Genomic DNA, 21392 nt, shown 5'->3' with positions numbered 1-21392 from the left:
AATGGCACTTGTTGGAGAACAAACATCAAGACTCTCAACACTGCTGACAAATCTTAACAAGTGAGCTAGTGTAGCTCGAATGCTATTTTTACTATATTCACTAGTTATTTTTATACAAAGTTATTACTTGTAATTTTACAAAAAAATCATAATGAATAAGCAATTTCACGTAAAAAATATATTTCTCCAAGTTAAATAATATTGAAAAAGGAGTATACTTTTATCAATCAAATAACTATGTATTTCAGCAAAAATATGCTTCTGTTTGAAAGTGTGTAGCTCAACTTTGGGCAAAGTCTTCGTTAGCTTGGTTACGGCTATATGAGAAGTTTTTTGACTCCTAAGTACAAGAGAGTATTGTAGAGAAGAAAAGCCCTCGTTTTTTGTCGATGCTTCTTCCCTACACTTCACTCCGCTCACAAGCCAAAATTGACATCATAATTATTCTTTCCTTCCTTTAGCCTTGACTATTTCACTGTTACTTTTGTGCTTCTACAGAGTACTTAACAATGAGCAGGCAATTTCTACCATCCGCACCACGTTCGTATACAACCTTGTCAGCCAACCGCCGGAGGAGAAACCATCCATACCCACCTACTTGTAGAGTACCTGGGACTGGCTCTGCGATCGCATCAGGATTGAAAGGTTTTCCATAATCCCAAATTCTAATCTCTAGTCGGTCAATCCACAGATAAACGTTAATCTCAATGGTTGTTTCTGGCGGTAAAGCATGATGAGCGTGACGAACGGCGTTGGTAAAGCCTTCTGCTAATGCTAAATTGAGGCGATCGAGTTGGGTTTTTGACCAGCCAAGTTGAGACAAGTGTTGCAGACAAAATTGCTCAAACCATTCTTGCACCTGGTTTAAGAGCCTGAGTTCGCTCTTAACCGTCAGATGGTCTTGCTGCACTATACTAAGCATTAACTGTGAGTTGAATATAAGTAAACCCAAGTTGCTAGTTATTAAATTCTGCACTGTTCGCAAAATTTCTCTGACATAAAAAAATCTAAATTGACATATTCTATGTACCAAAATACAAAACATGAATGATTTTGGCATTCTGAGGGTTGTAACTAGCAACTTACGTTAAGTAAGTAGGAAATGTTTGTATTTCTTGACTTTTGATGATTTGAGATTTTGGAATAACTTTTCTATCCAAAACTGCAAATCCCAGATGCAATCTGAACTATAGAAGAATTCAGAATAGAGAATTCAGAATGGGCTAAACCCTAGCTATCCGCTAACAGAAGGAAATCAGTGAGGGATACACTGCGGGATCTGGCTACAAATCCAACACTATCTTGTTGACCACTAAAAAAAGCATATTTAGTGGGGAACTTAAACCCATTTATGCAGACACTATCTATAAGACGCTATGCATAACTTGCTTTCCCCCTAAGATACACGGACTCGCTTTGGGTGGTGTTATCCGCTTTTTCGTTCACAATTTAATTCTGTTAGCGGATAGCTAAGGTTTAGCCTATTCTGGCTTCTGACTTCTGAATTCTTTCCTGTTAAAATTGACGCCTGTTGATTGCTTTCAAAAGCACATCTGCATCTGCTCTTGAAACTCACAGGCGTCAAAGCACTTTGTGGTGACTAATTTAGAATAGTCCCAAGGTTAAAGATTTATCCAATGGCAAAGCAGCACCAATACCCAGCCACACGGTGACAAGAGTACCAACAAGGAATACTGTAGTTGCAACTGGACGGCGGAAGGGGTTTTGGAACTTATTCACGTTCTCAATAAAGGGAACGAGGATTAGCCCTACTGGTACGGAACCCATTGCTAACACTCCTAAAAGTTTGTTAGGAAGCGATCGCAAAATTTGGAAGACTGGATACAAGTACCACTCTGGCAAAATTTCCAATGGTGTGGCGAAAGGATTTGCTGGTTCACTGGTCATTGCGGGATCTAGCACGGCTAGAGCCACAATCGCAGCGAAGGAACCCATGATCACAATTGGAAAGACGTAAAGTAAGTCATTAGGCCAAGCGGGTTCACCATAGTAGTTGTGACCCATGCCTTTAGCGAGTTTGGCTCTTAACTGAGGATCGCTCAGGTCAGGTTTTTTTTGTGTTGACATTTTGAAATGTGCTCTCCTGCTTAAGTTAAATTAAAGCATTTGTGAAAGCTATCAGCTACTAGGCAACCAACAGGCGGGAAACAGCGTTTGTATATCTACAGTCATCCGCCTGAAGGTTTTCTATAGCTTTAGGCTCCAGATACAAGTATTTGTTTTTTGGAACTTATGTGCAATTAATTTCTTGTGTTTCATAAGTTTAAAACAAACAACTCAATCTGAAAACTGACAAATGTTGCCTTTCGCTAATAGCTGAGATTACAAAGGCCCGGAAATGCCTTGCTTGCGGATCATCAAGAAGTGAAACAGCATGAATACTGCAATCAGCCAAGGCAGTACAAAGGTGTGTGCGCTGTAGTAACGAGTTAGTGTTGCTTGACCAACACTGGAACCGCCACGTAGCAGGTCGGAAATCAGAACTCCAACTACGGGAATTGCTTCTGGTACGCCGCTAACGATTTTCACAGCCCAGTAGCCAACTTGGTCCCAAGGTAGAGAATAGCCGGTAACTCCGAAGGAAACGGTGATCACAGCTAGGATTACACCACTTACCCAGGTCAATTCGCGGGGCTTTTTGAAACCACCAGTGAGATAAACCCGGAAGACGTGCAAAATCATCATCAATACCATCATGCTGGCAGACCAGCGATGGATGGAACGAATTAGCCAACCGAAGTTTACTTCAGTCATGATGTACTGCACTGAGGAGAAAGCTTCAGTAACTGTTGGCTTGTAGTAGAACGTCATGGCAAATCCAGTAGCAAACTGGATGAGAAAGCAAACCAAGGTAATTCCACCCAGGCAGTAAAAGATATTGACGTGGGGAGGGACGTACTTGCTAGTAACGTCTTCGGCGAGTGCCTGAATCTCCAGGCGTTCCTCAAACCAGTCGTAAACGTTGGCCATACAATCTCAAGTTCCTAAAAGTCGGTTGCGGTTGATAAATCCCGAAGTTCTGAATCGGCAGAAGCCTTCGCTCAGACTTCTCTCCCAAATAGTAATTTTGGGATTTTAGTAAAGGGGAGTTTTTTTTCTTTGCTTTTCAGCTTTCAGTGTGCTAAGAGACTTCAGAAACTTTACACTCTGTAAAGATGGAATATATTGCGATCTCTTTACGCCCCTACACACAAAATAGTGGACACAAAGTAGATTTTATCCTTTGGTGAGTGGATACGATGCATCAGTTGACTGAACAACTTGATGAGAAAAATGCACCACTTCTATAAAAAAAGTAACATAATCGAGAGATAGATTTCATCAACAACAGAGGAAGTAGGCATTATCTAAGGAATTTGGGTTGAGGTGGAATTGATAATGGGGTTCATGAATAAACAAGTCTTTCGGGTTGGATTTTCATTGTTAATGGCGTTTTGCTTGGCGTTGGGTACGCTCACTCAGCCAGCGGTGGCTTTGACGGGGGAACAAAAGCTGGTTTCGGAAGTTTGGCGAATTGTTAATCGTACTTATCTAGATGAGACATTTAATCATCAAAACTGGGCGGCTGTGCGGCAAAAGGTTCTGGAGAAGCCACTGGCAGACTCAAATGCCAGTTATGAGGCAATTGGGAAGATGCTCAAGAGCCTCGACGATCCTTTTACCCGCTTTTTAGATCCAGAACAGTACCGCAGCTTGCAGGTCAATACTTCTGGGGAACTGACTGGGGTAGGATTGCAAATTGCCTTGAATTCTGAGAATGGGAAGTTAGAAGTAGTGGCTCCCATCGCCGGTTCACGAGCAGATAAAGCAGGGATTCGACCACGCGATCGCATTCTTAAAATTGAAGGCGTTTCCACAGAAAATCTCACCCTTGATGAAGCTGCTACCAGAATGCGCGGGCCCAGTGGCAGCCTTGTGACTCTCTTGATCGAACGGGACGGAGAGGCAGAAACGGAAATTAGGCTAACACGCGATCGCATTGCTCTTAACCCTGTGGTTTCGGATTTGCGTGTTTCTGCGGAGGGTACACCCATTGGCTACCTACGTCTTACCCAATTTAATGCCAACGCTTCAACGGAATTAGCACACGCTATTTCTAGTCTAGAAAAAAAAGGCGCTGCTGCCTACATTCTAGATTTACGAAATAATCCTGGGGGGTTATTGCAAGCCGGAATTGAAATTGCCCGTCTGTGGTTAGACTCTGGCACGATTGTTTACACTGTTAACCGACAAGGCATTCAGGGGAGTTTTGAAGCCTTTGGGCCAGCCCTAACAAACGATCCTCTAGTGATTTTGGTGAATCAAGGAACTGCTAGTGCGAGTGAAATTCTCGTCGGCGCACTCCAAGATAATGGTCGCGCTCAACTGGTAGGCGAAACCACCTTTGGCAAGGGTTTGATTCAATCTTTATTTGAATTATCAGATGGTTCAGGTTTGGCAGTCACAATTGCTAAGTACGAAACTCCTCAACACCGGGATATTAACAAATTAGGCATTAAGCCAGATAAAGTGATTTCCCAAGTAGCCATTAACCGCGAACAGATTGGCACCCAAGCGGATCTGCAATATCAAGCAGCACTGGAACTTTTGCTTCAAAAGCGGGTGGTGGCGGGGAAGGCATGAAAACTGCTGAGTGCTGAGTTGAAAGACAACCCACAAGAGATGGGGCATTTACCAAATGTAAAATTACTCAGTACTCTTCTGACTCAGCATTCAGTACGTTTTTTGTTTCCCCTTTCTCCTTAAGCGAAAAAATATACTTAAGACCAAAGGTTATAATACAAGCTTTTACTTGCTAAAAGTGCTTCTACTGCGTTATTGCTCATGGGTTTGGAGAATAAATACCCTTGACCGAATTTGTAGCCAAGGTGTTGCAGGCGTTCCAGTTGTTCTTGAGTTTCTATGCCTTCCGCGATCGCATCGAGTTCTAAATGGTTACTCAGCGCCACTATAGTTTCGACAATCTGATGATTTTTTTTGCCTGATTGAATTTGATTTACAAAGGAGCGATCGACCTTCAGACTATCCACAGGCAAACGGTGAAGATAGTTTAACGATGAATATCCCGTGCCAAAATCGTCAATGCTAATTTGAATTCCTCGCTCTTTCAACTGGCCCAGTACACTAATCGTAGACTCAATGTCTTCAATCAACATACTTTCGGTAATTTCTAACGTCAGGTAACGACCATTCAATTGGGTTTGAGTCAGAACCCGATCGACTTCTTCTAACAGATCGGACTGCTTGATATCTTGCGCCGAAAGATTGACACTCACTTTCATGGCAGAAAGTTCCGGGAAAGCCGTTTGCCAAGCTGCCAGCTGATAACAGGCTGTACGAATTGCCCAATAGTCCAAAAGCGTAATCAGTCCTATTTCCTCAGCTATAGGGATGAATTCTCCGGGAAATTTCAACCCTTGGGTAGGGTGTTGCCAACGAATCAGTGCTTCAAAGCCAACAAGATGTCTAGTGTCTAGAGCAACAATCGGTTGATAGTGAAGGACAAATTCTTGACACTTAATTGCTCGACGCAGATCGTTTTCTAAATGCAGTCGATGCAAAGCTTGAGTGTGCATCTCAGTATCAAAAATTTCATATCGGGCTTTGCCCTTGTTTTTTGCCCGATACATCGCAATATCAGCATCTCGCAATAGGTGGGAGGCTTGAACGTAGTCTTTTGTACCCAAGACAATACCAACGCTACAGGTGGTATATACTTCACGTCCTTCAATCATCATGGGTGTTTGCAACTCTGCCAAAATCCGTTCTGTGATGCGAACTGCTTCCTGAATATCCTTAATTTCTTCAAGTAGAATCACAAACTCATCGCCACCCAAACGAGCTGCGAGATCCATTTTCCGGAGGGTGGCTTGGAGTTTTTGAGCAATGGCAATGAGTAATTGATCTCCTGCCAAATGTCCCAGGCTATCATTGACGACTTTGAATCGATCGAGATCGAGAAATAAAACAGCAAAATGATAATTTTCGAGACGGTAGGTTCGTTGAATAGCTAATTCCAACCGTTTCATGAAGAAATGGCGATTGGGCAACCCCGTTAGCCCATCGTGTAGGGCATCATATTTCAACTGATTTTGCACCTGGATGCGTTCTGTGACATCGCGGGAGGTGGTTTGCAGTTGAACAATTTCACCCGTGGCATTCACAATGGGTTTCGTGAGAGTCTCAAACCAGATATAGCTACCAGGCTTTTGCAGCATTCGGTAGGTGATGGGTGTGGGTTTTTTGCGGAATACTGCTGTCCGAATTTCCTGGTAAACGCGATCGCGATCGTCGGGATGGATGAAGGTATAGATATCTTCTCTGAGCATTTCGTCATACCGATAGCCCAAGAGGAATTCACAAGACGGGCTAACGTAGAGGTATCGACCATTCAACTCGTGAAGGCACACGAGATCGTTGGTATTTTCGGCTAACAAGCGATAGCGGGCTTCACTTTCTCGCATCGCTTCTTCGGCTTGTTTGCGTTCGCGTAGCGCCGCTTGCCGTTCGCTGACATCCAGAATCAGCCCATCCCAAATAATATCGCCATTGGCTTGTCGCTGCGGTCGTGCCGAGGCTTGCAACCATTTTTGCCGACCCGATGGCGTTGTCACGCGCCATTCCCAATTCCACGGGTGTAGAGTCTCGGCAGAAACCAGCACTGAATCTCGCATAGCGGGCAAATCGTCGGGATGCACCATCCGCCAGACTATTTCCACATCCTGCTCAATATCTTGGGATTCTAGTTCCCAGAGATATCGACAACCAGGACTGACATAAAGCATTGCATTCGATCCATCGGGATGTAGCACATACTGATAAATCACCCCTGGGGTATTGGCTGCTAGAGTTTGAAAACGGTATTCGGCTTGTCTGCGTTCGGTTACATCCAGAATCAATGTATCCCAAATAATATCACCATTGGCTTGGAGAGTGGGTCTGCCAGCAACTTCCAGCCATTTTTCCCGCCCTGATGGTGTGGTAATTCGCCACGCCCAGTACCAGGGTTGTAATGTTTGTGCTGACTCCATCACTGAGGCTTGCATTCCAGCCACGTCTTCCGAATGGATCATTTGCCAGAGGATGGTGGCATCTGTGACAACATCTTGGGCTTCTACTTCCCAAAGACGGTAACAACCCTGACTCATGTATACTACACTGTCAGAACCATCAGGGCGGAGCAGGTAACGAAAAATCGCCCCTGGTACATTCGCCGCCATATTTTGAAACCGGGCTTCGCTTTCTCTCAGAGCCATCTCTACCCGACAGCGTTCGGTTAGTTCCAGTTGTATTTGTTGGTAAAGATTGGCCTGGTGAATTGCGATCTCCAGTTGGTCTGCGACGGACTGGGCCAGTTTGATCTGGTTATCACTCCAGGTAAACGGTTGTTGGGGCGCTATAATTGTGAAACTCCCCCACAGGGTGTCTTCAATCACTAGGGGAATGAGTAACCAAGCGCCGGGTATGATTTGGGCGACTTCCTGGTTAATCTCATTGTCGAGGTTGGTTGTATTTTCCACCCGCACAATCTGCAACTGCTTGAGTTGAGCCGCAAAGGGATTACCCACATCGGGAATCTCCAAGCCAATGACTGTTGGTGCGTCTGGATTATGGCGAAATTCCGCAATATGTTTCCAAATGCCCTGTTTTGGCAGATATTGCACCACAAAGCAGTCCAGGGTTTTCAAAAGTTTCGCTGTTTCTGCTGTCGCGGTGGCAAAAATCGTGTCTAAATCAAGGGAGTTGCGGATGGATTGGAAAACTCGATTCAGAGCTTGTTCGCGTTGAATTTGCTCCTGTAGTGCGGTGATGTCTCGCCCCACCGATTGAATTTCGGTCAACTGTCCATGCTCATCAAAAATCCCCAAGTTAATCCACTGTGTCCAGCCAATCTGGTTGTTGGAGCGGTAGTCCTGATTGATGTTTTCAAAGATTGGCTTTTCTGGGGTGAGGGCTGCAATTTTGCCAGACAACTCGTCTAAATCCTCTGGCGGTACAAAGTTACTCCATCGCCATCCAATTACATTCTCTAAAGATTGACCGAGAGCAAAGCAAAGAGAATCGTTCGCAAAAGTAATGGTGGTGTCCGGTAGCGATCGCAAAATCAAGTCCGTTTGTACCTGGATCACCTGGCGGTAGCGGCGTTCACTTTTCACCAGGGTATTTTCGACCATCTGCTGTTCTAAATGCTGGCGTTTGCGATCGCTAATATCTTGAAACGCCACAATCGCATACGTCACCTTACCCCGATCGCCAAAAATCGGAGTCGCCCAAACCTCCAGAGGAATCACTTGATCGCCACGATGAATTTCTAGATCGTCAACCCAAATCGTTTCCCCAGCCAGAGACCGATTACTGGGTAACGCTTCTAAGGGATAAAGCTCCTCAGTGCCCTCACGGTAAACTTGAAAGACTTCTGAGAGTTGGTCTGAACTCAGTTCTAATGGGCGATCAATGCCTAGCAATGCCTGTGCCAGATGATTTATGTAAACAAGTTGCCCTGTTGAGTCGTGGACAGCGATCGCAATGGGGGTGGCATCCAGAAATTGAATGAGTCGGCTTTGGCTTTCTGATAAAGCCGCATTTGCTAGCAGTGATTCTACCAGAGACTTCACATCCTGCGGCGTATTTTCCCAATCCTCTGAAGAAATCTGCTTGAGGGAGAAGGGTTGCTGTTTTTCCATAAATGCAGCATTGGCAACCTAGTAAAACGTGAGTTCAACGAATGGAAAAAGGCACGTATATGATACAATTATAGGTTTATAAGTTATCGAAGCAGAATTTAGGTGGTCACTTCGACTGCGCTCACCGTAAACTCAGTGACCAACTGAATTCTGACTTCTTCTTCAAGCCGAAAAAGGTAGCTGAATCACAAATTCAGTTCCGTGGCCAGGTTGAGAATTCACTGCGATCGCTCCGCTATGTTTTTCGACAATAATTTGCCGAGCGATCGCCAATCCTAATCCCGTACCTTGACCCACACTTTTTGTAGTAAATAAATAGTCGAAAATCTTTTGTTTTATTTCTTCACTCATCCCCTTACCATTATCCAAAATGGTAATTTTCACTCCTTGCTCTTCTACTGAAGTTGTAATTGTAATCCAGTTGGGATTTGCTTTGATTTCTGCAAGAGTGCGCCCAGTATTTGACTCATCTAAAGCATCAATGGCATTTGCCAAAATATTCATAAACACCTGATTTAATTGACCAGGGAAACATTCTATTTGCGGTAAATCACCGTAGTTAGTAATCACTTCAATTGCTGGACGTTGTTCGTTAGCTTTGAGACGATGTTTCAAAATTAAAATCGTACTGTCGATGCCTTGGTGAATATTAAATGGTACTTTATAATCTTTATCGGCACGGGAGAAAGTTCGTAAACTGGTGCTGATATTTTTTAGGCGATCGCACGCCATTGTCATGGAATCAATCATCTTTGGCAAATCTTCTAAGCTATAATCCAAGTCGATTTCGACCGCATGATCGAGAATTTGCTCACTCTTATTTGGTAGACTTTCTTGATATAACTTTAAGTGTTCGGTAATATCAGTAAAGGTGGGTTTAGCTTGTTTGAGGCTAGCAGCAATAAAGCCCAAAGGATTATTCATTTCATGGGCTACCCCTGCAACTAAATTACCGAGTGCAGACATTTTTTCACTTTGGACAATTTGTAATTGTGCCTGTTGTAAATCAATTAGTGCTTGCTGGGCTTGTTGATACAATCGGGCATTTTCTAGGGAAATTGCGGCTTGAGCGCAAAGTAAGTTGAGCAGTTCGACGCGATCGCTCGTAAAGGCTCCAGTCGCCAAATTATTTTCTAGGTACAACACCCCAAGCAATTTACCCCGATTTAAAATCGGACTACACAAGATACTCTTAGGTTGCTGTTGCTGAATGTAGCAGTCATGAATTAATTGGGGATGTACTGTGGCATCAATAATCACAGCAGTTTGGAAACTGCGTTTAACAGTATTAATTAAGCCAACTGGTAGATCAATAGACTCTTCAACAGGCTGTGGATTGGTCAGCATGTCCGAAAAATCAACTTTGCTATTTCCATCCAGCTTTGCTAATGCCCGAATCAATAAATTACCTGACTCCGCCAGCATTAATACACACTTATCTGCGCCAGCATTTTCAATGACAATATGCAGCAACGATGAAAGTAGTTTTTCAAATTCAATTTCGCTTGAGATAGTTTGAGAAGCTTTGAGAATGGCAGCTAAATCTAAAGCCACAGAGATGCTACTGCTGGAACTGGTAGAGGTGACACTCCCCAAGGTGAAGATCGTTTCATAAGTTGATAGGAGAGAACGGGTTTGCTGGAGGATGGGAGCGAGGAGTTGGGGATAGTGTCTTTCCAAGTGGGCAACCTTAGCTTTCGCACCCCAACGAGCATAGCCATAGTAGGCTTCCGTCATGTAGTCCTGGGCAAGCCGTTGTTTGCCCCAGTCAAGGTAGAACTTGGCGGCCAGTTCGTTAGCTAGGCTCTCTTCTTGAATATATTCGTTCGCTTTGGCTCCAGAAATTGCCTTGTCATATAGCTCAATAGCTTCGGCTTTCTGTCCTAACACTCGGCATTTTTCGGCTTCTACCAAATCAACCTTATGCTGGTGATTCATTGGGGCATGATGCGCCCAATGCTGTAAGTTGATTTGGTTTTCTGCTACACGCTCTAAGATTGTTGACACCTCGCTTGACGGTTGACTCAATAGTGCCAGAGCAATCAAAGAATCATAGAAATAAAAGGCAGGTTCGCCGACCATTCCCCCAGCAGTCATTAAATAGTTTCTGCCCTCAATGGCATGGTAATTTGCTGACTCAATTTCTCCAAATAAAAAGCAAAGGGTCAGTTTATATAAATAGAAGTTATACAGCCCAAACAGGTCATTCGCAGACAGCAGCAAGGGCAAAAGTTCCCTCTCTTCCAGGTCTGAGCCAGACAAAAGGGTGGGATTCTCCGCAAAACCCAGTAAATTTAAAATAGATTGCAGATAAATCAGGCAGTAATTGGCAGTTGTCAATTGGTTTATTTGCACCAAACCGTTGTAGTAGGTGCGCGTATCCGACTCCAAAGCGACAAGGGGCTGACTCGCACCAAAAAGAAGTGAGGCAAAAACAGTATCCACTATATCCGGCGAATTGCAGGTTTCCAACTTCTAGGGAAGTCGCGTAGCTCTCGCTCAAGAGTGGTAACATTTCTTTGACGTGAGATTTACGGTGTAGCATAAATCCTGCCAGCGTCACTAATACTTCAGGTTTAGTCGTTTTAGCATCGAGTTTTAAGACAACATTCAAGGCCAACTGACCAAACTCGATTGCTAAATCCACATCTTGCAATAGTTTACAGACAATCATGCTATAGCAAGCATAGTGATACGCTGAAGCAGAGATGTTTCCGTACCGCAGGGATAATTTGATTGAAAAGGAAGTCAGTACTGAAAACAAGGGAGAGCCACAGAGATAAGCTGCTGGTATGATGCTGCTGGCAATCTGGATAATTGCCAGTTTGTGCGGATCGGTCATTACCGGGAGGTGAACAAAATCTTCAATTTTCCTGTCTCCAATCAATTCGGTAATCTCTTGGATTGACTGTTGAATATCTTCTGGTGTGGGGGCTTCTGGAATTGTGACGCCAAGCTTTTGTAGGAGTTTCTGTCCGATCGCAATGGCTTCGGTCAGTTTATTCCCAGAGGTATTGGCTTGAATTTGAATGCGGTAAACATTCACCTGTTCCATTAAAGAGTGTGCGTGAGTGATTACCGTCTCAATCAACTGTTCCATCGCCTCAAAGTCACCGCACAGCATTGCTAATTCAGTCAAATCGTTATGGAATGATAGCGTCATTTCATAGTGTTGCTGCCAAGCACTTTCTCCCAACAAGGATAATCCAGTGCTGGCATATTCACGACCGGCTTGATAGGCGGTGGCATTTTTGGCTTTGCCACAGGCAATCAGATTGAGTCCAGCTAATGCTTCTCGTTCTGTTTGTTTGGTAATTAAAGCAGTTCCGTAATTTAATTGATTAACTATTTCAAAAATCCGGTCTTCTCTTGCTGCTGGGGAAATTTGTTGTAAAAGTAGTTGTCCGATTTGGTAATGAGTCCTCTGTTTTTGGTCGTCAGGAATCAGCGAATAGGCAGCTTGTTGGACGCGATCGTGTAAAAATTTGTATGTAACAGTCTCTTGATTTTCCGATGTATGTGCAAGAGTTTCTTGCCCGACATAAAACTTATAAACATCACTGAGCGGTAAAATCAATCCTTCTTGTAATGCTTTCCACAAATCAGCAGCCGTATCAATTTCCGATTGTTCTGAAACAATTGCCAAAGTTTCTAAATCGAACTGGTTGCCAATACAAGCTGCTAGCTGCAATATATTTTGAGTTGAAGGAGGCAGTTTTCCTAATTGCAATGCCATAAAAGCAACAACATCATCTGTAACCGCTTGAATCGTCACTTCTGCAATGCCACATTGCCAACAGGCTAACTCGAAATCAAATTGAATTAGACGATCTTGATGCAATGCTTTGAGAAACTGTGTTGCGAAAAACGGATTACCTTGAGTTTTTTGATATACCAGTTGAGAAAGATTCCATGCCAAATTTTCTCTACATTTAAGTGTCTCAGCAACTAACTGATTAACTTGCACTTCATCCAGTGGTGTTAAATTAATTGTATTAATCGTTGCTTGATTTTTTTTAATTTCACCCAAAGTCAACATTAATGGATGTGCTGGGTTAACTTCGTTATCACGATATGCACCAATGACGAGAAGATGTCCTGCATCAGCCATTAATAGCTGCATTAAATTCAGCGATGCCGAATCAGCCCATTGCAAATCATCTAAAAATATCACTAATGGATGTTCAAAGCTTGTAAAGACTTGGGTAAATTTTTGGAACAATAAATTAAATCTATTTTGTGCCGCAGTTCCAGATAACTCTCTTGCAGATGGTTGTTGCCCAATAATTCTTGATAATTCGGGAATGACTTCAATAATTACTTGTCCATTTTCTCCAACAGCATCTAATATTTTGTTTTTCCATTGCTCTAGCTGAAGATTACTTTCTGTTAACAATTGCTCCATTAAATCTCGGAATGCTTGCACAAATGCACTGAAGGGAATATTCCGTTGAAATTGGTCAAATTTCCCTTTGATAAAATAGCCGCGTTGTCGCACAATGGGTTTATGAACTTCGTTGACAACCGCAGTTTTCCCAATTCCCGAAAACCCAGCTACCAGCATCATTTCTGTTGCCCCAAGGCTGACTCGCTCAAATGCTTGGAGTAGGGTTAATACTTCGGTTTCTCTTCCATAGAGTTTGTCGGGAATGATGAAGCGATCGCACACATCCCGGCGCGCAATTTCAAAGCTTTCAATCCGACAAGTTTCTTGTAGTTGATTTAAACAAATTTCTAGATCAAACTTCAGTCCCAAGGCACTTTGATATCTGTCTTCAGCATTTTTCGCCATCAATTTCATGACGATATCTGAAATTACCTGGGGAATATCTTTTCTATTCCCTATTCCCATTCGGACTTCGGTGTGACACTTCGACAATCTCAATGCAGAGAGGCTCAAGGCAGAAGCCTGTTCCCTGTTCCCCAATGCTGTAGGCATTTTAGCAATATGAGAATGTACCAACTCCATCGGATCGTTTGATTGAAATGGTAATTCCCCAGTCAGTAATTCGTAAAAACTCACACCTAAAGAATAAAAGTCAGTTCGATAGTCAATCCCCCGATTCATTCTGCCTGTTTGTTCTGGAGAAATATAAGCGAGTGTCCCTTCTAATACATTGGGATTGATGAGAGTTTGGGTTTCTCGTGGTAGTAAAGATGCAATACTAAAGTCGATTAATTTAACTTGTTTAGTTTCGGGATTAATTAAAATATTGGCTGGTTTAATATCTTTATGAATAATGCGCGAACGGTAGAGGATATCTAAGGCATTGCAGAGAGCGATCGCTACCTCTAAAAACTCCATCAAAGATGGCGCTGTTTCCCCTTGAAAAGTCCATTTCTTAAAGGAAATTCCTCCGAAGTCTTCCATCACTAATGCATAGCCGTTTTGGTATGCTTCGAGGCTGTAAGCTTGGATAATCAGGGGTGAGTTGAGATTTTTGGCAATAGTGTACTGATTGCGAAACTGCACCAGTTCACAGAAGCTAGGATAAGGATTTTTCAGCAGTTTAATCACTACAGGTAATGAGTCGATTTCTCGATACCCTCGATAAACTAGGGTTCTGGAACCATTGTAAAGTTCTTCACTGATGCGATATCCAGGAATACTGACTAAAGTGCTAACCATATTGCTAACTAAATCCAGAGAATTTCTAGATTTAGTATTCCCATATCTCTGAAAATTATTTATAGCATTTCCTAATTTAATGAAGTGCAAATAACAACCTCACCCCTATTCATTAGGCCGATATTTCTCAACATTTGTGAGAGTATTCACTCATGTTTCTCTAACCTAGATTAAAACCCTCTTCTCTTCTACCCTCTGCCTTATCCCAACGACAAATTTTTACACCGATCTACTTATGGCTGACACCTTATTTGCTTAGGAAATGCCATATAAACAGAGAAAATATTTACACTGGAATTTCAATGATAAACTCTGTCCCCTCACCGAGAATAGAGTTACAACTCAACTTACCATTATGGGTTTCTTCAACGATTTGACGAGCGATCGCTAATCCTAAACCTGTGCCTTTCCCGACAGATTTTGTCGTAAATAAATGGTCAAATATCTTATTTTTCACTTGTTCACTTATCCCCTTGCCGTTATCACGTATCGCAATTTTTATAGTATTATTTTCTATCGAAGTCTTAATTGCAATCCTGTTAATATTGGCTTGGATTTCCTCAAATTTATGTCCTACATTAGACTCATCTAAGGCATCAATTGCATTAGCGATTATATTCATAAATACCTGATTTAATTGCCCAGGAAAACATTCTACTTGAGGTAAATTACCGTAGTTGGTGACAACTTCAATAGCAGGACGTTGATCATTGGCCTTCAGACGATGTTTCAAAATTAAAATTGTGCTATCGATTCCTTGGTGGATATTGAAAGGCACTTTGTAGTCTTGATCGGCACGCGAGAAAGTTCTCAAACTAGTGCTGATGTTTTTTAGCCTGTCGCACGCCATAGACATAGAATCAATCATCTTAGGCAAGTCTTCTAAGCTATAATCCAAGTCAATTTCTTCAGCATGGTTTTTAATTTCATCATTTTTGTGGGGTAAACTTTCTTGATAAAGCTTTAAGTGTTCAACAATATCAGCAACAGTGGGTTTAGCTTGCTTGAGACTGGCAGCTATAAAACCAAGGGGATTATTCATTTCGTGAGCCACACCAGCAACTAAGTTGCCCAGTGCTGACATTTTTTCGCTTTGAACAATTTGTAATTGGGCGTTTTGTAAATCGTTCAATGCTTGTTGTAAATCAAGTGATTTTTGCTGCAAGGCAAGTTCAGCTTGTTTGCGTTCGGCTTCAAGCCGCGCCCTTTCGCTAATATCTCGCATTACAACGACTGCACCGAGTTTGTTACCCGAAGAATCGAAGATCGCTTGTCCGCTAGCTAACAAAATTCTCTTAGAACCATGCTTCGGTGCAATTACCATTTCAGCGTTTTCGACTATTTCCCCTTGCAAGGCGCGAAACAAAGGAATTTCCGTGGTTGATAGAGGTGTTTGCCCATCTGGTTGATAGAGATCGAAATGTTCTGTCCACTGTTCTGCTGGTAATGATTGTACTGGTAAGCCATGAAAGTCACGAGTTGCTTTGTTAAATAAAGTCAATTTGCCACTAGCATCACAAACAACAATCCCATCAGTAATATTGTGAATGATGGCATTCAAAAACTCTCGTTCTTTGGCTAGAGATTCTTCAGCCTGTTTGCCATTGCTAATATCAATCACCACCCCATCCCAGATGATTGCCCCATCGGCTTGTAGCTCTGGCCGAGCCGCAGATTGAATCCATTTCACGGTTCCTGAAGGCAGGATAATCCGCCATTCTTCCTCAAAGGGTGTGAGATTTTGGGCAGAGTAGGCGATCGCTTCGGCAATAGCTGGGCGATCGTCAGGATGATTCATCGCATAAAGGCTATGTGTCCCTGACATCACCAACTCTGGCTCTAATCCATACAAGTCGAAACAGCCAGAACTAACGTAGGGTGTTGAAGTTGAACCGTCGGCTGCCAAACGGAATTGGTACACCATTCCAGGAATATTATTTGCTAAATTTTGGAAGCGGAGTTCACTAGCCTGCAATTTTGCTAGAGATTGTGCCAATTGTTGGGCATAGTTCTGAGAATTTTGGTAAATTCGGGCATTTTCCAAAGAAATTGCGGCTTGGGTACAAAGTAAGTTCAGCAGTTCGACGCGATCGCTTGTAAAGGCTCCGGTTGCCAAATTATTTTCTAGGTACAATACGCCCAGCAATTTACCCTGATGCAAAACTGGGCTGCACAAGATACTCTTGGGTTGCTGTTGCTGAATATACGCGTCATTGAGTAGTTGCGGATATACTGTAGCATCAGTAATTACTACTGGTTGCAAGTTGCGTTTGATGTTATTAATTAAGCCAACTGGTACATCAACTGAATCTTCAATAGGCTGTGGGTTGAGCAACATCGAGTAAAAATTGACGGCAGCCTGATTCTGTACACCGCTTAGGGAAAGCTGTGCTAACGCCTGAACTAGCAACCGATCTGACTCCAAAAGCATGAATACACATTTATCGGCTCCAGCATTTTCAATGACAATATGCAGCAAAGCTGAAAGCAGCTTTTCGAGTTCGATTTCCCCAGAAAGGGTTTGGGAAGCTTTGAGAATGGTAGCTAAATCTAAAGCAACAGAGACGCTGCTATTATCGGAAGTAGCGGAACTGGTGGAGGTGAGACTCCCCAATGTGAAGATAGTTTCGTTAGTTGAGAGGGGAGAACGGGTTTGCTCTAAGATGGGGGCGAGGAGTTGGGGATAGCGTCGTTCCAAGTCGGCGACTTTGGCTTTAGCGCCCCAACGAGCATAGCCATAGTAGGCTTGGGTCATATATGACTGAGCAATCTGCTCTTTGCGCCAATTGAGGTAGAATTTAGCTGCCAGTTCATTGGCAAGTGCTTCTTCTTGGGTGTAACCGTGTTCTTTCGCAAGAGCAATGGCGCGATCGTATAAATCTATTGCCGAGGCTTTGTTGCCTTGCACTCGCTCTTGTTCCGCCTCGACTAGATAAAACTTGTGCAAGAAATTCATCGGCGCATGAGTTGCCCAGTATTTGAGTTTTTCTTGGTTGTCAGCGATGCATTCCTTTATTTGCTGCTGTTCTGGGGTTGAAAGTTCCCCAAAGTATGCTAGGTAGGCTAAAGACTCATAGAAATGAAAGATGGGTACATATAAAAAAGCCAGGACAGCATCCAAATACTGTCTTGCTTGTCCAGCCTGTTCTACGGCTTGTTGAAATTCTGAAAACAGATAAGACACAACCAGTTTGTTAATCCACAGCAATGCTAATCCGGTGCGATCGCCCCCTGCTTCATTTAATTGAAGTTGATGCTGTTCATTGTAGGCTGCACCGCTCAACACCACGACGTTATCTGCATCCCCGATTAAATTGAGCAGAATTTGCCAAATCAATTGGGAATAAGCCAGATTTGTATTTTGCTTGAGGTGCTTGAGCGCTTTACAATATCCGGCAACTTCCGGCTCCAGTTGCGTTAAATTCTGTCCGGCAAAATAGGAGTAAAAACCGTAGTTATACGCAGAGTAGCCCGCAAAAGCCAAATCCCCCACATCTAAACAACTACAATAGGCCATCTGCAAGGGGTGTAATGCATCACGCAGGTGCATTTTCCAATGCCTTGTGTATAAAAAGACTAGTAATAAAGTTTTCCCCTTCAATTCGGAATTTTGCTGACGTGATAGCATGTCAAGGGCTAACTGACCGAATTCATAACCTAATTCAACGTTTCCGAACACCCCACACATCAAAATCCCATAAGAGACATAGCTAAAGGTCGAGGTTGATTCATTGCCATATACGACAGATAAATAAACCTTTTTTAAAATCACTAGTAAATAAAGCAGTGGTGCAAACAAATAAGCGCAGGGTGCAGCCGATGTCAAAATCCGAGCCGCTGCCAGGATGTTTGCATCCCTTGCTTGGCTGAGGTTGAGTAACTCACCAGGTAAACGTTCTCCAATCGCATCTGAAACGGTACTAAAGGCAGCCGCCACATCTTCCTGGGTAGGGGCTGCGGGCAGTTCTACTCCCAATTGCTTTAAGATGGCAAGTGCCGCCGCGATCGCTTGAGTAAATTCACCCTGAGCGGTGAATGCCTCAATTTTCACCTCATAAACGCTGATTTGATCTAATGGAGTTTTGGCGTGATTCAGTACAAGACGAGCATTGGCTGCCATTTGCTCTAAATCACCGCTCAGATAAGCGGCTTCTGTGGCGACTTGATGGAGTGCTAAGGTCAACTCATACTGATGCTGCCAACTGTTTTCGGCGAGTAACCCAATGCCTACCTGGGCATATTTGCAGGCGGCAGTATAGGCGGCTGCCGCTTTTGCCTTACGACTTGCCATCAGGTTAAATTGGGCCAATCTTTGACGTTCTGCGGATTGGGCGATCAATTCAGCTGCAACATTGAGTTGACTAACGATTGCAAAAATGCGTTCTTCTTGGTTGCTTTCGGGGGTGTTATTCAGGAGTAACTGTCCAATTTTCAGGTGAACGGGTTGTTTTTCATCGCTGGGAATTAGAGAGTATGCGGCTTGCTGCACCCGGTCATGTAAAAATTTATATACGACAATCTGAGAATTTTCTGGGCTAACTGCTTGATGTTCTTCCCCAACATAAAACTTATAAACTTCACTTTGGGGTAAAATCAAACCTTCCTGCAAAGCTTTCCATAAACTTGCAGCTGCTTCGATTTGAGATTGTTCAGAAACGATCGCTAAGGTCGCCAAATCGAACTGATTGCCGATACAGGCTGCCAGTTTCAGAACATTTTGAGTGATGTCGGGCAATTTTTGAAGTTGTTGTGCCATAAATTCCACCACATCATCAGTGAGAGCAAGCAATCGCACTTGCGCTACATCACACTGCCAAAAACCAACCTCCCAATCAAAGCTAATCAGCCCATCCTCATGTAGCGCTTTCAAAAACTGAGTTGTGAAAAAAGGATTGCCTTTGGCTTTTTGATAAACTAACTCTGTTAACGGTAATGCTTTTTCAGTTGCACAACTGAGAGAATCGGCGATTAAATGGTTGACATCTGCTTGACTTAAGGGAGCTAGACTCAAGGTGTTGACGCAGGAGGATGCCTTTTCAATTTCATCTACCGTTAACATGAGTGGATGAGCCGCAAACACCTCGTTATCCCGGTATGCACCAACAATGAATAGATAGCCGCAATCGCTCTGAGACATTAACAATTTCAGCAAATTCAGCGATGCCGAATCTGCCCACTGCAAATCATCCAGAAATATTACTAACGGATGCTCTCTGGTTGTGAACACCTGAATAAACTTTTGGAACAGCAGATTGAAACGGTTTTGTGCCGCACCGCCTGATAGTTCAGCGATGGCAGGCTGTTTGCCAATCATTTGTTCCAGTTCAGGAATTACCTCGATCAGAAGTTGTCCGTTCTCCCCAACTGCCGCTAAAATCTGACTTTGCCATTGCTTTAACTGAGTATCGCTTTCACTAAGCAGCTGTCCGATTAGGTCACGAAAGGCTTGTACAAAAGCAGACAGAGGAATGTTGCGGTTGAACTGATCGTATTTTCCTTTGATGAAATAGCCGTTCCAGCGGACGATTGGCTTATGCACTTCATTGACGACTGCGGTTTTGCCAATACCAGAAAAACCTGCTACTAGCATCAGTTGAGAGCCACCATTGGCCACATAACCAAATGCTTCTAATAGTGTCTTTACCTCCGATTCCCGCCCGTAGAGTTTTTCGGGTATGAGAAAGCGATCGCTGATATCGCGCTGTCCTAAATCAAACCAGGTGTGTTTGCCTGTTTCTCGCCACTGTTCTAAGCAAATAACAAGGTCATGTTTAATTCCTAGCGCACTTTGATAGCGGTCTTCGGCGTTCTTCGCCATCAGTTTGCGAACAATTTCGCCGAGCATCAAGGGCAATTTGGGGTTCAAATCGCAGAGGCAGGGTGGAAGTTTCGCAATGTGGTAATGCACCAACTCCATTGGTTCATGGGATTCAAAGGGCAATTTTCCACTCAGTAATTCAAAGAAAGTCACACCTAAAGAATAGAAGTCACTGCGGTAGTCAATGCCTCTGTTCATCCGTCCGGTTTGCTCTGGCGACAGATAGGCTAGCGTTCCCTCTAATCTATTGAGGCTCTGGATTTCCTGGGTTTCTCGTGGTAAGAGCGAGGCAATACTAAAGTCAATCAGCTTGATTTGGTTCGTGTCAGGGTGAATCAGGATGTTGGCTGGCTTGATGTCTTTGTGAATGACGCGCTGTTGATGTAACTGGTGTAAAATGTCTAGTAGTTGCAGAGCAATGGGTAAAAATTGCTCTAATGTCAGTGTTTTTTCTTGAGTAAATTGCCGCAGGGAAACACCACCAAAGTCTTCCATGACTAGGGCATAGCCATTATGATGGGCTTCTAGGCTGTAGGGTTTGATAATGCCAGGAATATTTAGGTTTTTAGCGATCGCATATTGGTTGCAAAACTGGACTAATTCGGTAAAAGTTGGATATTCTCGTTTTAAGAGCTTGATGACAACTGGTAGGCGATGCCTGCGGCGGGCTGCGCCTACGCATTCTCGAATTGCCCGATACACTTGAGTCCGAGAACCTGAATAAAGTTGCTCGATGATTTGGTAGCCAGCAATCCTTAAAGTTCCATCAATTTTTGCGCTCATAAATTTTTTAAGAAAATCTCTTTATACTAGTGTTATAATTCCCACTACCATATCTTGGTTAACAAGCATTAAAAAAGTTACATTGGGTATGGGGCACTGGAGGCAAACAGTAGGAATGCAAAGCACCTTCATATATATAGCCATCGCTTTTTAATGATTTACCAAATTAGCATCACAACTCCGTCAAGGAGTTTTTGATCTGACAAAGAAAGGCATGAAGCAAAAGCAAAGAAGTATTAATTTAGTTGGTGAGTGGCAATAACTTCTGCGGGCATAGTTTTACTGGTACCGCTCATCCCAGAAAATAATGCCTTGACATCCTCACCGACCTAAAGGCGCTCTTAAGAAGGAGTAATAAGTAATAAGTAATAAATAATGAGTAAGTACCCATTTTTCATCCACTCATTACTCATTACTCATTACCCATTTTTCATCCACTCATTACTCATTACTCATT

General features: G+C 43.2%; 8 protein-coding genes. 1 reads left to right on the top strand and 7 read right to left on the bottom strand.

Annotated elements, in window-relative coordinates:
• Positions 1 to 478: 478 nt before the first annotated feature.
• The 3 genes from QUD05_RS24740 to petB form a co-directional block, all read right to left on the bottom strand.
• The gene (locus QUD05_RS24740; protein ID WP_094352726.1) at positions 479 to 922 is read right to left on the bottom strand and encodes an ATP-binding protein; all 444 of its coding nucleotides are present in this window, start codon (positions 920 to 922) and stop codon (positions 479 to 481) included.
• Positions 923 to 1605: 683 nt separating this feature from the next.
• Positions 1606 to 2088, bottom strand: coding sequence for a cytochrome b6-f complex subunit IV (gene petD, locus QUD05_RS24735; RefSeq protein ID WP_289798400.1), 483 nt, complete (start codon positions 2086 to 2088; stop codon positions 1606 to 1608).
• A gap of 255 nt (positions 2089 to 2343) precedes the next feature.
• Complete coding sequence (petB, locus tag QUD05_RS24730; RefSeq protein WP_096602499.1) at positions 2344 to 2991, bottom strand: cytochrome b6; 648 nt, start codon at positions 2989 to 2991, stop codon at positions 2344 to 2346.
• A 408-nt stretch (positions 2992 to 3399) separates the two neighbouring features.
• On the opposite strand from petB, the gene ctpA reads away from it, so the two are divergent.
• Positions 3400 to 4644, top strand: coding sequence for a carboxyl-terminal processing protease CtpA (gene ctpA, locus QUD05_RS24725; protein ID WP_289798399.1), 1245 nt, complete (start codon positions 3400 to 3402; stop codon positions 4642 to 4644).
• A 137-nt stretch (positions 4645 to 4781) separates the two neighbouring features.
• On the opposite strand, the gene QUD05_RS24720 is transcribed toward ctpA, so the two are convergent.
• The 4 genes from QUD05_RS24720 to QUD05_RS24710 form a co-directional block, all read right to left on the bottom strand.
• A complete protein-coding gene (locus QUD05_RS24720) occupies positions 4782 to 8705 on the bottom strand; it encodes an EAL domain-containing protein (protein WP_289798398.1) in 3924 nt (1307 codons plus the stop codon).
• A gap of 162 nt (positions 8706 to 8867) precedes the next feature.
• The gene (locus QUD05_RS34510) at positions 8868 to 10802 is read right to left on the bottom strand and encodes a sensor histidine kinase (RefSeq protein WP_502911409.1); all 1935 of its coding nucleotides are present in this window, start codon (positions 10800 to 10802) and stop codon (positions 8868 to 8870) included.
• Positions 10803 to 10908: 106 nt separating this feature from the next.
• The gene (locus tag QUD05_RS34505; protein WP_502911408.1) at positions 10909 to 14334 is read right to left on the bottom strand and encodes an ATP-binding protein; all 3426 of its coding nucleotides are present in this window, start codon (positions 14332 to 14334) and stop codon (positions 10909 to 10911) included.
• A gap of 286 nt (positions 14335 to 14620) precedes the next feature.
• Complete coding sequence (locus QUD05_RS24710) at positions 14621 to 20935, bottom strand: ATP-binding sensor histidine kinase (RefSeq protein WP_289798397.1); 6315 nt, start codon at positions 20933 to 20935, stop codon at positions 14621 to 14623.
• Positions 20936 to 21392: the final 457 nt, after the last annotated feature.

This window comes from Nostoc sp. GT001, assembly GCF_030382115.1.
Classification (GTDB): Bacteria; Cyanobacteriota; Cyanobacteriia; order Cyanobacteriales; family Nostocaceae; genus Nostoc.
The sequence above is the reverse complement of the archived record's forward strand: the minus strand, read 5'-3'. Positions and strand labels throughout refer to the sequence as shown.

Excerpts from the sequence above, each read along its gene's own strand:
- QUD05_RS24740 (WP_094352726.1), bottom strand. The coding sequence starts at position 922 with ATGCTTAGTATAGTGCAGCAAGACCATCTGACGGTTAAGAGCGAACTC.
- petD (WP_289798400.1), bottom strand. The coding sequence starts at position 2,088 with ATGTCAACACAAAAAAAACCTGACCTGAGCGATCCTCAGTTAAGAGCC.
- petB (WP_096602499.1), bottom strand. The coding sequence starts at position 2,991 with ATGGCCAACGTTTACGACTGGTTTGAGGAACGCCTGGAGATTCAGGCA.
- ctpA (WP_289798399.1), top strand. The coding sequence starts at position 3,400 with ATGGGGTTCATGAATAAACAAGTCTTTCGGGTTGGATTTTCATTGTTA.
- QUD05_RS24720 (WP_289798398.1), bottom strand. The coding sequence starts at position 8,705 with ATGGAAAAACAGCAACCCTTCTCCCTCAAGCAGATTTCTTCAGAGGAT.
- QUD05_RS34510 (WP_502911409.1), bottom strand. The coding sequence starts at position 10,802 with ATGACTGCTGGGGGAATGGTCGGCGAACCTGCCTTTTATTTCTATGAT.
- QUD05_RS34505 (WP_502911408.1), bottom strand. The coding sequence starts at position 14,334 with ATGGTTAGCACTTTAGTCAGTATTCCTGGATATCGCATCAGTGAAGAA.
- QUD05_RS24710 (WP_289798397.1), bottom strand. The coding sequence starts at position 20,935 with ATGAGCGCAAAAATTGATGGAACTTTAAGGATTGCTGGCTACCAAATC.